Annotated in this window: 18 protein-coding genes, 2 tRNA genes and 1 pseudogene; 5 read left to right on the top strand and 16 right to left on the bottom strand. The window is 57.0% G+C overall.

Going from position 1 to position 12,864, the window contains the following annotated elements; all coding sequences use genetic code 11:
- Positions 1 to 68 precede the first annotated feature (68 nt).
- The 7 genes from AC2FLD_RS21905 to AC2FLD_RS21935 form a co-directional block, all read right to left on the bottom strand.
- A complete protein-coding gene (locus AC2FLD_RS21905) occupies positions 69 to 1,064 on the bottom strand; it encodes a tyrosine-type recombinase/integrase (RefSeq protein WP_496674377.1) in 996 nt (331 codons plus the stop codon).
- A gap of 163 nt (positions 1,065 to 1,227) precedes the next feature.
- Positions 1,228 to 1,302 (bottom strand) — tRNA-Phe (locus AC2FLD_RS21910).
- 79 nt (positions 1,303 to 1,381) lie between these two features.
- Positions 1,382 to 1,564: a DNA gyrase inhibitor YacG gene (locus AC2FLD_RS21915; protein ID WP_496674375.1), complete on the bottom strand. Its 183-nt coding sequence runs from the start codon at positions 1,562 to 1,564 to the stop codon at positions 1,382 to 1,384.
- Complete coding sequence (locus AC2FLD_RS21920) at positions 1,561 to 2,583, bottom strand: ribonuclease E/G (RefSeq protein ID WP_496674373.1); 1,023 nt, start codon at positions 2,581 to 2,583, stop codon at positions 1,561 to 1,563. The genes AC2FLD_RS21915 and AC2FLD_RS21920 overlap by 4 nt, the downstream gene beginning before the upstream one ends.
- Complete coding sequence (locus tag AC2FLD_RS21925) at positions 2,580 to 3,158, bottom strand: Maf family protein (protein ID WP_496674371.1); 579 nt, start codon at positions 3,156 to 3,158, stop codon at positions 2,580 to 2,582. The genes AC2FLD_RS21920 and AC2FLD_RS21925 overlap by 4 nt, the downstream gene beginning before the upstream one ends.
- 11 nt (positions 3,159 to 3,169) lie before the next feature.
- A complete protein-coding gene (infA, locus tag AC2FLD_RS21930) occupies positions 3,170 to 3,388 on the bottom strand; it encodes a translation initiation factor IF-1 (protein ID WP_005978431.1) in 219 nt (72 codons plus the stop codon).
- A 91-nt stretch (positions 3,389 to 3,479) separates the two neighbouring features.
- Positions 3,480 to 4,355, bottom strand: coding sequence for a carbon-nitrogen hydrolase family protein (locus AC2FLD_RS21935; protein WP_496674369.1), 876 nt, complete (start codon positions 4,353 to 4,355; stop codon positions 3,480 to 3,482).
- A gap of 215 nt (positions 4,356 to 4,570) precedes the next feature.
- On the opposite strand from AC2FLD_RS21935, the pseudogene AC2FLD_RS21940 reads away from it, so the two are divergent.
- From AC2FLD_RS21940 to AC2FLD_RS21950, 3 genes and pseudogenes are all read left to right on the top strand, one after another.
- Positions 4,571 to 4,693 (top strand): annotated as a pseudogene (locus AC2FLD_RS21940) (GTP-binding protein); the annotation flags it as partial.
- Positions 4,681 to 5,220: a DUF1826 domain-containing protein gene (locus tag AC2FLD_RS21945; protein WP_496674367.1), complete on the top strand. Its 540-nt coding sequence runs from the start codon at positions 4,681 to 4,683 to the stop codon at positions 5,218 to 5,220. The pseudogene AC2FLD_RS21940 and the gene AC2FLD_RS21945, both read left to right, overlap by 13 nt.
- 109 nt (positions 5,221 to 5,329) lie before the next feature.
- Positions 5,330 to 5,545: a hypothetical protein gene (locus AC2FLD_RS21950; RefSeq protein ID WP_496674364.1), complete on the top strand. Its 216-nt coding sequence runs from the start codon at positions 5,330 to 5,332 to the stop codon at positions 5,543 to 5,545.
- A 33-nt stretch (positions 5,546 to 5,578) separates the two neighbouring features.
- On the opposite strand, the gene AC2FLD_RS21955 is transcribed toward AC2FLD_RS21950, so the two are convergent.
- The 9 genes from AC2FLD_RS21955 to AC2FLD_RS21995 all read right to left on the bottom strand — a co-directional run bounded on the left by AC2FLD_RS21955 (position 5,579) and on the right by AC2FLD_RS21995 (position 11,388).
- Positions 5,579 to 6,172: a GNAT family N-acetyltransferase gene (locus tag AC2FLD_RS21955; protein WP_496674362.1), complete on the bottom strand. Its 594-nt coding sequence runs from the start codon at positions 6,170 to 6,172 to the stop codon at positions 5,579 to 5,581.
- Positions 6,165 to 6,563 carry a ketosteroid isomerase-related protein gene (locus tag AC2FLD_RS21960; RefSeq protein WP_496674359.1) on the bottom strand — a complete coding sequence of 133 codons (399 nt, stop codon included), beginning with the start codon at positions 6,561 to 6,563 and terminating at the stop codon, positions 6,165 to 6,167. Before AC2FLD_RS21960 ends, AC2FLD_RS21955 begins: the two co-directional genes overlap by 8 nt.
- A complete protein-coding gene (locus AC2FLD_RS21965; RefSeq protein WP_050605513.1) occupies positions 6,560 to 7,018 on the bottom strand; it encodes an arsenate-mycothiol transferase ArsC in 459 nt (152 codons plus the stop codon). The genes AC2FLD_RS21960 and AC2FLD_RS21965 overlap by 4 nt, the downstream gene beginning before the upstream one ends.
- 3 nt (positions 7,019 to 7,021) lie before the next feature.
- Positions 7,022 to 7,501, bottom strand: a complete 480-nt coding sequence (locus tag AC2FLD_RS21970) for a UPF0262 family protein (RefSeq protein ID WP_050605514.1) — start codon at positions 7,499 to 7,501, stop codon at positions 7,022 to 7,024.
- A 98-nt stretch (positions 7,502 to 7,599) separates the two neighbouring features.
- Complete coding sequence (hisD, locus tag AC2FLD_RS21975; RefSeq protein ID WP_496674356.1) at positions 7,600 to 8,901, bottom strand: histidinol dehydrogenase; 1,302 nt, start codon at positions 8,899 to 8,901, stop codon at positions 7,600 to 7,602.
- 61 nt (positions 8,902 to 8,962) lie between these two features.
- Positions 8,963 to 9,484, bottom strand: coding sequence for a GNAT family N-acetyltransferase (locus AC2FLD_RS21980; protein ID WP_496674353.1), 522 nt, complete (start codon positions 9,482 to 9,484; stop codon positions 8,963 to 8,965).
- The gene (locus AC2FLD_RS21985) at positions 9,485 to 9,961 is read right to left on the bottom strand and encodes a DUF2948 family protein (protein WP_050605517.1); all 477 of its coding nucleotides are present in this window, start codon (positions 9,959 to 9,961) and stop codon (positions 9,485 to 9,487) included. It lies immediately after the preceding gene.
- Positions 9,958 to 11,226 (bottom strand): UDP-N-acetylglucosamine 1-carboxyvinyltransferase, encoded by a 1,269-nt coding sequence (gene murA, locus AC2FLD_RS21990; RefSeq protein WP_496674351.1) that lies wholly within the window; start codon positions 11,224 to 11,226, stop codon positions 9,958 to 9,960. Before murA ends, AC2FLD_RS21985 begins: the two co-directional genes overlap by 4 nt.
- Before the next feature lie 6 nt (positions 11,227 to 11,232).
- Positions 11,233 to 11,388, bottom strand: a complete 156-nt coding sequence (locus tag AC2FLD_RS21995; protein WP_496674348.1) for a hypothetical protein — start codon at positions 11,386 to 11,388, stop codon at positions 11,233 to 11,235.
- Positions 11,389 to 11,471: 83 nt separating this feature from the next.
- Between AC2FLD_RS21995 and AC2FLD_RS22000 the strand changes: the two genes are divergently transcribed.
- A tRNA-Thr gene (locus tag AC2FLD_RS22000) sits at positions 11,472 to 11,546 on the top strand.
- Between the two features lie 299 nt (positions 11,547 to 11,845).
- A complete protein-coding gene (locus tag AC2FLD_RS22005; RefSeq protein ID WP_496674345.1) occupies positions 11,846 to 12,811 on the top strand; it encodes a hypothetical protein in 966 nt (321 codons plus the stop codon).
- Positions 12,812 to 12,864: the final 53 nt, after the last annotated feature.

Consider the following 12,864-nt stretch of genomic DNA (forward strand, 5'->3'; position numbering starts at 1 on the left):
TGGCAGTTACGATGAGCCAGAAACCCTCTCTTATCAAATCGACCTAAACTGTCCCATGGGCGCTGACGTCAGACAATCTCTTCCTTGCCATAACCCATTCTGCGAAGTGCAGCGTTAAGAGTGTTGTCGCTCATACATCGTTTGGATGACCGAATAGACGGAAAAAGGTAAGTTCCCCAACCAGTCAAATTCTTTAATTCTGCAAGTTTGGATTGCGCCTGGTTCGAAAGTGGTACTGCGTGAGGGCGGCGCATTTTTGCGCGATGAGGCGGGACTATCCAAACAGGGCCGCTTTCATCAATTTCAGACCACTCAGCCATGCGAAGCTCCCCAGGTCTTAGAGCAGTTAGTGCCAAAAGTTGGAGCGCAATCCTGGTAGTTGGCTGACCTTCAAATCCGTCGATGGCGTTTAAAAGAGCCCCTACGCCTTCCGGGTCAAGGATTGCTGCACGGTGATTTGGTTTGGGTCGCACGAGGGCGTCTTTCAGGCCAAAAGTGGGATCATTGTCAATGAGGCCCTGCGAAATCGCATATCTAAAAACTGCTCCAGCAGCCGAACGCATACGCAATGCTGTTTCGTAAGTTCCTTTAGCCTCGGCTTTCTTTAGCGGCACCAGAACATCACGGGCAGTTATTTGCGCTATGGGCATTGATCCAATTTCTGCGCACAGCATACCGTGAAGCCAACTTGTTTTAGCAATGGTTGCCTGCGCTCTTCCTTCTTTATGCTTTTTCTCTAAAAGATCTGTCGCTAACCGTGCAAAAGTAGCATGATGATCCGCTTCCTGCTCGGCCCTCTTCCTTTTAGCAACCGCCGATGGGTCTTGGTTGTCCGCTAACAATGATCGCGCTTCATCGCGCTTAGATCTGGCCTGCTTCAAAGAGACATTCGGGTATTTGCCCAAAGCTAATAGTTTCTCTTTCCCCAGCCAGCGATACTTGAAGCGCCAGAGCTTGGATCCATTCGGCTTGGTAAGCATGAAAAGCCCGTCAAAGTCGGCGGTTTTAAATGGTTTATCCTTCGGCTTAAGCGCTCGAATCTTTGCATCACTTAGAACCGCCATGGGGGTACCTCTTCTGCTTGGTCGAAACGGTACCCCAGATTGATACCCCTTTTGGGGGTAGCTTCAGCTAGACCACCTAGGACACTGCCGGATATATACTTCGACAATTCCCATAAAAAACAAGCTAGTTCCAAAGGTTTCTGGAAACAACAGGAAGACTTTGTGGTGCCCGGGGGCGGAATCGAACCACCGACACGAGGATTTTCAATCCACTGCTCTACCCCTGAGCTACCCGGGCACGGGAACGATGTTCATCGTTGGGTGGAGGCCTTCTATGACTTGCTACCGGCAGTGTCCAGAGGCTTTTTGAGATTTTTTCAATGCGGCCGTTTCGGCATGGGATCTTCGGCTTCGACTTCGGCCTCAAGGTCTTCTTCGCGTTGCGACGGGACGGCGTATGAGCCGTTCAGCCACTTGGCCAAGTCAATGTCCGCGCAGTGTTTTGAGCAGAACGGGCGGAACTTCTGCGTCGTCTCTTCCCCGCAGTTCGGACAGTTCATTTCAGGATCTCCGCCAGCGGCAAACGACTGCGCTTGCGTTGAAGTTCAAAATGTCCCAGCGGGGTCCAGCCCGCCAGGATCGTCTCGTCCGGATCCGACTTGAAAGCCGCGCGCAGAGCAGATTCAAAGCCACGTCGGTCCTTCTTGGGCATCGGCGCCAGATCCAAGGTGATCTGCCCTGCCAAGCCACGCACACGAAGGGCCCGGGGCAACAGCTTGGCACAATCAAAATTGGCTTTGGTGCCCGCTGCGAGAGACGTATCCGAACCGGTATTCACGTCCACCGCAACCAAGGCACGCGTGGGTTCGATATAGAGATGCCCACCTCCCGGCAAAGGCTCAGACGTACCGCGCACCAAATCGAGTGCATCCAGTACACCGTGGGTTTCGAAACCTCCGACCTGAGTTACAACTTCAGCCGGGTCTGTCCAGTCCCGCCAGGCCAGGATATGCGGGCCGTCGCCTTCGCTCAGAATCTCTGGCTCGGTGCCGTCGTCAGTCATCACCTGTTCCGCTTGCGCCAACATGGCCGAGATGTCCTCGGCTATGTCATGCGCATCCGCACCCGCGCAGCAAGAGCGAAGGATCAGGCCATAAGGGCTGCCACCCATCTGTTCATGCGCAATTTCGAGCAACTGGTCGCGGATGTCTTCATCCCTAATACTACGCGAAATGTTCAGGCCCGGAGCTTCGGGCGTAACTATAGCGTAGCGGCTTTTGAACAGGATCCGATTGCTCACTGGGATGGCCTTGCCAGGTTCGGCATGGCCACTCACCTGCACCAGCAGCAGGGCACCGGGGGCCAAGCCCTTGACTTGTCGCAGGAAAGCGGGGCCGTCTGGTGTTGTCAGGAACATACCCCCCTGCCCTTTGACCGGGCGGTCCGCGCGGGCGCGATAGATCGTGCCGGGCGTGGGTGCGTCGGCAGCAATCAGGAAGTCGTCAAGCTTGCCGTCGACCATAAGGGCCGCGGCTTCGCGATCCTGGATGTGGTCAAGAACGATGGTGCGACCCTTCATGGTGCCTCGCGATATAGTGGATAGCCGATACCTTGCAGCAAAGCGGCGGTTTCGGACAGGGGCAGTCCGACGATGCCGGTGAACGAGCCCGAAATCCAGGGAATGAACGCGCCGGCGGGGCCCTGGATGGCGTAAGCGCCTGCTTTACCTTTCCAGTCCCCGGTCACCAGATAAGCGTTGATCTCGACATCAGACAGGCGTTTGACCTTAACCTGTGAGACCACGTCGCGTTGTAGTATTTGATCCCCGCGCCGTACGGCGACCGAGGTGATCACCCGGTGGCGACGACCGGACAGAGCGTGCAAAAACTCGGCGGCCTGACCTGCATCTTCGGGCTTGCCCAGAATGCGCCGCCCCAAAGCGACGGTGGTATCTGCGCACAACGTGATGTCATCGTCATCCGCTTGCACTGCCTGTACTTTCTCGCGAGTGATACGGCTGCAATATGGAACCGGAAGCTCCCCTTTCAGTGGAGTTTCATCGACGTCAGGGGGGTGGATGGCATCGGGCTGCACACCAAGCTGGGCCAACAGGTCCAGCCGTCTCGGGCTGCCCGATCCTAAGATAAACGCCATTGCGGCAGGCGTTACTTGAAGCGGTAGTTGATCCGACCCTTGGTCAGATCATACGGGGTCATTTCGACCTGAACTTTGTCGCCGGCCAGAACACGGATGCGGTTCTTGCGCATCTTGCCTGCCGTATGTGCGATGATCTCATGGCCGTTTTCCAGCTCGACCCGAAACGTCGCATTAGGCAGGAGTTCCTTCACGACACCGGGAAATTCGAGCGTATCTTCCTTGGCCATGTTGTCTCCATCATTACGTTGCACCCGCAGAATCTGCGGTGATGTGCGCTTAAATGAGCCTATTTCGGCCTTATTTCAAGGGCGGAATCACCTAAAGGGCGGATATTGTGACCGATTCGACTCGGGGCCCTTGTTCTTCCCAGTGGGTTCGGTTCAACACGCGGCCATCGGCGCGGACCTCGGCGATGGCTGACAGATCAATCTCGGCATAGGTCCAGCCGGGCTGGTTCAGGGTGCCTTCGGCTAGCACTCCAGTGGCTGGAAAGCCCTTGTCCGGTGGGCCAAAAATGCCACCCGTACCGGTGTTCATGTCCACGGCCTCGGACCAGTCGTTGTTGCCGACCAGCGAAGCCATGACCGTAACACATTGATTTTCAAGTGCTCTTGACATCGCTCCGATACGGACGCGCCAGTAACCAGAAAGAGCTTCGGTGCAGGACGGGACAAGGATCAGATCTGCCTCGCTGAGCGCGCGCCCCAGCAACGGGAATTCGCTGTCATAACAAATAAGCACCCCGATCCTGCCCAGCGCAGTGTCGAACAGCTTCAGCGGGCCGCCGGGGGCGATATCCCAATCCTCGCGCTCGAACCGGGTCATGATCTGTTTGTCCTGATGGTCGCAGCGCCCGTCCGGCGCATAGAACGCGGCGCGGTTCACCGGACGACCGTGACCCTCCACAACCGGGGCGGACGCGCCCAGAATGTAGGTGTTGTATGTTTTGGCGAGGTGGCAGTGCAGGGTTTGCACATCCTCCATACGGTCGGACACAGAATGGATCGAGCGCTCAAGATCACCGGCCATCTCGACCCCGTCGAGGGTCGAAAGCTCCATGGCCCCGTATTCGGGAAAGACCAACAATTCGGCGCCCTGCCCTGCGGCTTCGGCAACCCAGCGGTCCAGCTTGTCTTCGTACTGTGCCCAACTGTCGAGCCAGCTGAGTTTATAGGCGGCAGTGGCGACTTTCATGGTTTCGCATCCATTGGGACTTGTTCGCCGCGACACTAGAGGAGGACGGCGCGGCATGTACAGGGCATTTGTCTCCGCGCCGTCTGCCTGATCTGCACCCGAACGCTGTGGAGGTTTCCCGAGACGCTGGTTCAACGATCAAACGTTAAACCGTCAAAAACCGACTTGCCACCATTCATGTTATAACATTGCTTGGGCGGCGATTTATAGCCGGACTGCCCGGTGTGATCCGGGTTAACGGCCACTTCTGGATAACCACACGCCTGTATTGGGTGGCCGGGTTTTCGCTGACAGGTGCCCTGTCTTCGGTTCAACCGCCGGGCACATGGTGGGCCAGCCGCTGCAGGGATTTCAATTCTGGTTGACCGGGCTTGCGCCCGAACAACTTCCAAAGGCCCGCGTGATCTTGCGACCGGATGCGGTGCCCGAGGTCGTATCAGAAATTTGCGAAACGTGGGGCATCTCACGTGGTGAAGAACGTGATCGGCTGTTGGAAGATATCGCGGCTCTGTCCGATATCTTTGCCAGTCTGAAGAACGCAAAATGGCTGCGGCTGGACGTCGTGACGGCCAACGCATGCCACCGGTTTCACATTGATGCAGTGACCGCGCGCCTTGTCTGCACCTGTCGGGGCACTGGAACGCAATATGGGATCTCGGAGGCTAGGACGGACCCATCGCGCGTTTTCACAACCCCAACCGGCGCGCCGATTTTATTGCGGGACGCGCTCAGGCTTGCCGAACCAGACCCGGGCCTCGTGCACCGCTCGCCGCCAATTGAGGGCACGGGCGAAACTCGGCTGGTGCTTGTTCTGAATCCGATCCTTGACCCCGACACCGAGTTGGACCCGTTTCTGGAGCACTGATTGAGCGCCCGGGCATTCCTCTTCATGCCCGGACCCGCTCCCCCCACAGACGGGAACGTGAATTGGCATCTACGGTCGGACATGGTTGAATATGTGCAGGAGGTCCGCGATGCAAAAACAGGAAGAGTTCGAGAAGTTCTACTTCGCCAAGGTTGGGATGGGCGAAGCCTGTGGATGCGCTGAGCGTGTCATTGACGTCTACGAGTTCAACCGCAAAGGCGGTCAGCAATCCAAAACGGCCGTGAAACTGGAAAAACGCAAGCGCCTGTCGCTGCGGGCATGGGCTGTGAAATACGGCTTTCTAAGCCGCAGACGCGCGCCCTGACCGGGCACAGCGCGCGCGTGCTGGCTCCAACGCCTACAGGTCCCTGATCCAGAACTGCAACGGCTTGAGCGTCTCGCCCTCCTCGCCCAAGTCCTTCCATGAAAACTGCGCGATAACACCCGGCAAAGGCGCGTAGCCGCGTGCGCGCCAGAAGGCGTCAAGCGGGCGATACTGTTCGGGCCGCATGGGGTGATCAGCTGGGCGTTGCACGCTGCAGAAGGCAGATTTGGAGAACCCAAGACGGCGGGCGTGGGCTTCGCGTTCATCGAAGAACTTATGTCCTACACCCTGCCCCCGATACTCCGGCAACAGCACGGCCTCTGCGCAATAGAAAATGTCGTTCAGATCAAGGCCTGTCCCCTCGAAGGCCGCCGCGAAATCTGCAGCGTGATCGATCAGGGGAGCGCCGGTTGACGCGCCGATCAGGCGCTCCTTGTCGAAGGCGCCGACCACAATGGCCTTGTCGCTGTCGCGGTAGGATTGCAGGTATTTCCGCTCATACTCTAGATCGCCGTCATAGAGATACGGCCATGCATGAAACACCTTGATCCGCAAGCGGGCGACGTCATCCAGAGCGGATTCCAGCGCCGCTCCGGTCAGGGGGCGGACGGCGGTGACCTCAGCCATTCGAAACCTGTTTGGTCCAGTCTGCCAGGTTGTAGAAGGTGGTGACGCGGGTGATCTTGCCGTCTTTGAGGTCAAAGAACGACCCGGCGGGCAGGCGATAAGCCTGGCCATGCGCGTCAGGCAGTCCTCCGTCAGTTTCCAGATAAGTCCCGTTGACAACAAATTCAGCCGCCGCGCGGGTTCCGCCTTGGGCTTCGAACACAACGATGTCTGTCAGGTTCTCTTTGTAGCAGCGGCTCATATGGGCGCAGAACGCTGCGAACTTGTCCTTGCCAGTGCGAATCTGGCCTTCGTTCACGTGATGGGCCACGTCATCAGACAGGCAGGCCAGCATCCCATCAACGTCACCGGCGTTGAAGGCGTCGAAATAGGATTTGACGGTCTGGTTCATGTTATCTCCGTAGGTTCGCCCCAGCGTGCTTTCAGATGCTGAATGATCTGATCGCGGCTTTGTCGATAATGGTGTAACTTCTGTTCGCGGGTCTCACCCATCCCCGTAGGGTCCATTATTGGCCAATAATCGACATCGAGATGAAAAACCCGGGTCAGTTCCAATGCGCGGCGCTGACTGGCGGGCGAAAGCGCCACGACCAAATCAAACGAGCTAAGATCGTCGCCCCATTCCTGCATCTCGTCAAAGGAACGTGAGCGATGGCGCGACAGTTCGACTCCCACCTCATGGCACGCCGCGATACTAAACCCGTCAATTTCCAGGTCGTTATGCACCCCTGCAGACTGCACATAGGTGCCTGTGCCGTAAAACTTCTTCATCAGCCCCTCGGCCATCGGGGACCGAACCGAGTTGTGGTCGCAACAAAACAGGACCGACTGCGGCAGAGGCTTCACGCGTCAGCCTCCAAAATGCAACACGCAGATCAGCGTAAACAGGCGGCGGGCGGTGTCTGTGTCAATGTCAGCCTTCCCTTCCAACCGTTCCTGCAAAACGCGACTGCCTTCGTTGTGGATGCCGCGCCGGGCCATGTCGATGGTTTCGATCTGGCTTGGCGGCAGCGACTTCACCGCGTCGAAATAGCTTTCACAGATCTGGAAATAGTCTTTGACCACTTGCCGAAACGGACCGAGCGACAGGTGAAACTCAACTGCCTTCTGCTCTTCCTCTGTTGCAACATCAAAGACCAGGCGCTTGTCGCGGATCGACAATTGCAGGCGATAGGGTCCTTCAGGCACAGCCCGGTCATCGCGTTTGGGCAGTGCAAAGCTGTTGGCTTCCAGCAAATCATAGATGGCGACCTTGCGCTCCTGCTCGATCTCGGGGGTCGGCGGGGGCAGGTTTCGGTCATCCAGTTCGATATGCGAGATACGGGTCATTTTTACAGCAACAATCCTTGTGTCAGCACAGACCTATAACAACGAAATTCGCGGGGCAACGCACAGAAACGCCACATCAGCTCGGTCTTTGCGTCAATTCAATCATTCAGGCGGTTCAGACGGGCCGTAACCGACAGGCCATGCGCCTCAAGGCTTTCCGATTGGGCCAGCTGTTCGGCGGCTGGGCCGATGGCGCGCAGGGCTTGGGGGGTCATCTGGCTAAGCGTGGTGCGTTTGAGGAAATCCATCACGCTGAGCCCTGAAGAGAACCGCGCAGACCGGGCGGTCGGTAGCACGTGGTTCGGGCCGCCAACATAGTCGCCGATGGCTTCGGGCGTGTACTGGCCAAGAAAGATGGCACCGGCGTGGATTGTCTTTCCGCTCAACGCCACCGGATCAGCAACGCATAACTCCAGATGTTCGGGCGCGATGCGGTTGGACAAGGTTGCCGCCTCGTCCAGATCGCGCACGGTGATGACAGCACCAAAGTCACGCCAACTGGCCCCGGCGATTGCGCGGCGTTGCAGGGTCTCCAAGCGTATTTCCACAGCTTCCGCCACGCCTTGCCCGAATGCGGCGTCATCGGTGATCAGGATTGATTGCGCGCTTTCGTCATGTTCGGCCTGGCTGAGCAAATCCAGCGCGATCCAGTCAGGGTCGTTATCCTTGTCGGCAATCACCAGAATCTCTGAGGGGCCCGCGATCATATCGATGCCGACCTTGCCAAAGACACGCCGTTTAGCGGCGGCAACAAAGGCATTACCCGGGCCGGTGATCTTGTCCACCGGCGCGATGGTGTCAGTGCCATACGCCAGCGCGGCAACAGCTTGCGCGCCACCGATGCGGTAGATCTCATCCACGCCCGACAGTTGCGCCGCCAGCAGAACCAGCGGGTTCACCTGCCCGTCCGGCGTTGGCACCACGATAGCCAGCCGTTCCACACCCGCCACTTTGGCCGGGATAGCGTTCATCAGGACCGAAGACGGGTATGAAGCCAAGCCGCCCGGCACATAAAGCCCTGCGGCAGACACAGCCGACCAGCGCCAGCCCAGCGTCGCCCCGGCATCATCTGTCCAGCTGTGATCGGTAGGCATCTGCTTTTCGTGATAGGCTTGGATACGAGCCGCGGCCAGTTCCAGCGCTGCACGATCTGCGATCGAGACCTGCTCCACCGCATCCGCGATTTCCTGCGCGCTGAAGGCCAGGGTTTCCGGCGTCAGTTCCAGCCGGTCGAATTTCGTTGTTAGTTCAATGACTGCCGCGTCACCCCGGTTGCGCACGTCGTCAATGATCTGCGCCACGACCGCGTCCACATCCGGGCTGTCCTCGCGCTTGGCCGAGAGCAGGGTCTGGAAGGCAGTTTCAAAATCGGGCGACGTGGCGTCGAGGAAAACGGGCATGATCTGGCACTCCGGGCGTTGCGCCACGGGACATATCGCCCGCAGGGCGCGGCCTCAACCCTCAGTCCCGGGGGTGCAGCGATTTGCGCATGGGGAATTGCGGGATGCCGTTCCAGTCGCCCGACGTGTTCTCGGGTTGCCACCCGTGTTTCAGATAGAACTGGTGCGCGGTTCGGGTGGCATCCAGATGTGCCTCGATGCACCCGCACTCGGCCATTTTCTGCTCCAGCCGGTCGAGCAGTGCAGCACCTACCCCGAAGCCAATATGATCCGGGTCAACGTAGAGCAAGGTGATCTTGCCGGTTTCGAAAATTCCGCCGGCAGCGGCCACCTGCCCTTCGCGTTCGGCCAGCCAGATCTGGGATCCGGGCTTGAACCACCCTCGGATGGTCTCCGGGTCTTTGTTTGCGGTCCACTGTTTCAAGTGATCGGGGTCGTTGTTGTGATCGGCCACACAAAGCTGCGTGATCGACCGGATCAGAACCCGGCTGATGTCGAACACATCGAACACGGTGGCCGGACGCAGCGCGATGCCTTCTGGCGATTTGGAGAACGCCTGAGAGATACCGCGCTTATTCTGCATTTATTCCGGATGATGCGGGGCCTGACCCGAGGGGGCCTGATACGGGCGCGTGACGTCCTTGAGGGTCACGTCGATAGCTTCGACCTTCAGGCGGATCACACCGTCACCTGCCAAAGTCAGCAAGATATGACCCGCGCCATCCTCGTCTGCTTCGAAATCGACCGACAGTAGGGACATGACCATGTCCTTCTCGCTGCGATCGATGCCCTGACTGGCCACGGACAGGACCGAATCGAAGACCAGCACGGATTGCACCCGTTCAAACGGGCGGTCACGGCGGGTGGCCGCATCTTTGTCTTCCCAGCGGAAGCGGTTCAGCAGAAGGCCAAAACGGCGCTGCGGCGGCTGCCATTTCATCTCGGTCACAGGGAAAACCGCGTCCTGCGCCAAAGTCGAGATCACCTGCAGGTCATCGCTGTCCTCAGCGCCCAGGTTCAGCGGGGCCTCGCGCCCGTCTTCAAAACTTGCGTCTGTCATTGGCCCTTGATCCGTTCGATTCTTGCACCTACGCCTTCCAGCTTGCGCACCACATGCTCATATCCGCGATCCAGATGATAGACCCGGCTGACAGTTGTTTCACCCTCTGCCGCAAGCCCCGCCAGAATAAGCGAGACCGAGGCGCGCAGGTCCGTTGCCATCACAGGCGCACCTTTGAGGCTTTCAACACCCGTGACAGTGGCTGTGCCACCATGCACTTCGATATTTGCGCCCATGCGCACCAGTTCGGGCGCGTGCATGAATCGGTTTTCGAAAATGCGTTCCTCCAGCACCGAGGTTCCTTCAGCAGTACACATCAGCGCCATCATCTGCGCCTGAAGGTCCGTCGGGAAACCCGGGAAAGGTTCTGTCACCACATCCACGGCCCGTACGCGGCCATTCTTTCGGGCAACTTTCAGTCCATTTTCGGTTTCCGTGACGCTGACCCCTGCGGCGTCCAATTTCCCGGCAAAAGACTCGACCAGCGACATGCGCCCGCCCAGCAGTTCGACCTCGCCGCCGCAAATGGCCGGGGCCAGCATATAGGTGCCGAGCTCGATCCGGTCCGTAACAACCTGATGCGTCGCCCCATGCAACCGATCAACACCCTGAATTTCGATGGTCGGGGTCCCCTCGCCCGAAATCTGAGCCCCCATTTTGCGCAGGCACTCTACCAGATCGACGATCTCAGGCTCGCGCGCGGCGTTTTTCAGAACCGTGGTGCCCTTGGCCAACGTTGCAGCCATGACGATGTTTTCAGTGGCCCCAACGGAGGCAAAGCGCATCTCATGCACCGCGCCTTTCAGCCCGCCCGGAGCCTTGGCGTGCAGATACCCGTCTTTCAGCTCGATCTCTGCGCCCAGCGCCTCAAGCCCCTCGACATGCAGATCCATCGGACGCGCGCCAATAGCGCAACCACCAGGCAGTGACACAACCGCCTGCCCAAACCGCGCCAGCAATGGGCCAAGCACCAGATTAGAAGCACGCATCTTACGTACGATGTCATAGTCGGCAGTCTGACTGGTCAGGTTATGGCTCGACATTGCGATCACCTGCCCGTCTTGCAGCGACGACACCTCGGCCCCCAGCGATTGCAGCAGGGCGGTCATGGTTTTGATGTCGCTCAACCGTGGCGCATTGGTCAGCGTCAGCGGTTCTTCGCTCAGAAGCGTCGCGGGCATCAGCGTCAGACACGCGTTCTTAGCCCCCGCAATCGGGATTTGCCCGTTCAGCGGGCCGTTGCCCGTCACAATAATCGAATCCATCTGCTCTTATCCCTCGTCCTTATCGGCTTTGTCCCCGGATGTCGCCCGCGCCTTGGCCTGCGCCTTGCGCCGCGCCATATTCGCCTTCAGCGCCGCCTTCAAACGCTCTTCTCTTGCGTCCCCGGATTTGCCTTGTTTTTTGGGTGAATTTTTTTCTGTCATAATCTTTCTCTACAGGAGGCGAAAAAAACCGTCCAGACACCCTTGCGCCGCGTTTCGTTTGAGTCTAATCACCCGCCCACAGCGCTGCTGTAGCTCAGAGGTAGAGCACTCCCTTGGTAAGGGAGAGGTCGAGAGTTCAATTCTCTCCAGCAGCACCATCATAACACTTTGAAAATAAATCTTTTTTGGGCCGAGACCTGTTTCCGAGGATCGGAATTTCCGGACTCGATTTCCGGACTTTTGCAGCGAAGCGGTGCGGAAATTGACGAAATACGACGGGCAGACCAAGGGCAGTTAAATGTCCTCGACATGATTCCTAACCGCTCGGCACGTCAAGCAGAACTGACAAACTGATCATTACACGTGAGTTATTGGCATCCAGTCCACACAAAGCCTTGCAGTACCAGAATAATCACAAGATAGTTTCGATGTTGGTTTCAACCATTGAGGTATTGCTTTGAAAATTATGTTTTTACCGGAAGGTGGCTTTCACAAATCCGGCGCATTTGTCGAGCTTGATGAAGATGAGACGCTCGACAGTAGTCCTCGTGAATACGAGATTCAGAGATACCTTACACTGGATCTGATCTGTAGAGATGTGCAACTCGCCACACGTCTCGGTATTGAGCGTTTTAGTGGGACCGATGAAAACGGCGACAAGGAAAAAGAACACTACTTTTCACGGGCAATTGGAGCAAAAGGCATCATCCGTGAGAGCCAATGGGGTCAATTCAAACTTTCCATTTTGGGCAGTCCAAACAAATTTACTACAATCAATGTCACGATTAATGAGTGGGATAAAAGCGAAGAAGTCGGTGAGATCGTCGAAATCCATGGCATTCCGGCGATCAACGATTTTGATGTCAATTGCGATGAAAGCTTTTATCTTTCAATCTACATTACTGGTGTGCGATTTGAACGCCTGTTAGAAGAGCTAAGTAACCAGGGGTCTGAGCTTAGTATCAGATTCGATGTTGGCAGATTCGCGAATTTCTTCGCCACTTGGTCTCCAAGTATCGACGAAGGTAGAACAGTAAAATACCTAAGTAGCAAATCTGATGTGCAGAACAAAAGCGAAGTTCCGGATCAGTTCTGGGAACGAGCAAGCCGCAACAAGCCCGCATCTGACGATGACCCAATATTCCAATTCGATCTTAGCGAAACGGATCTCGATATATCTGTGGTTAGGTCGATAGAAGGAGTCGGTTTAACGGCTCAGTCGCAGGATCATGGCGACGACGAAAGCGACTCGACGATCGAAGTCGAGACTCCTTCGCCGTCTAACTTAGCGGCTCCGTCCCGTTGGGAAACCAGTGTGGAAACAATGACAAATGAAATGAAAAAAATTAATCGTCGACTCGGAGTAATCAGTTTCGTCTCAGTAATTATTCTTCTAATTTTTATCCTATTAAGCCTTGGATAAAAATCTCACTTAATCGGGTCAAGAGCAAACCAACACGGGCAGCGTAGCAAAAT

It is taken from the genome of Ruegeria sp. CDSA021, assembly GCF_059612325.1.